Raw genomic sequence first — 286 nt, forward strand, 5'->3', positions numbered from 1 at the left:
GGCCGGGATGGGACCGGTCAGCATGATCACCGGGTCCACACCGACGGTGGTCTGGTCCAGGATCCGCGCGCGCGGGGTCAGCCCGTGGGTGTCCACCGCCCGCTGCGAGGCCAGCAGCACACCGGCCGCGCCGTCGCAGATCGGCGAGGAGGTGCCCGCGGTGATGCGACCGTTCTCCTTGCGGAACACCGTCTTCAGCCCGGCCAGGGTCTCGGCCGTGGTCCCCGGGCGGACGGTCTGGTCGCTGCGCCGGACCTCGCCGTCGAGCTCCCAGCCGATCAGCTCG

Annotated in this window: 1 protein-coding gene; it reads right to left on the reverse strand. The window is 73.4% G+C overall.

Translation table 11 applies throughout. From position 1 onward, the window contains the following. Positions 1-286: thiolase family protein (locus ACL02T_RS35060; RefSeq protein ID WP_503129116.1), on the reverse strand; the 286-nt coding region annotated here is incomplete at both ends.

This window comes from Pseudonocardia oceanicola (assembly GCF_047200735.1).
In the GTDB taxonomy this organism is placed as follows: Bacteria; Actinomycetota; Actinomycetes; order Mycobacteriales; family Pseudonocardiaceae; genus Pseudonocardia.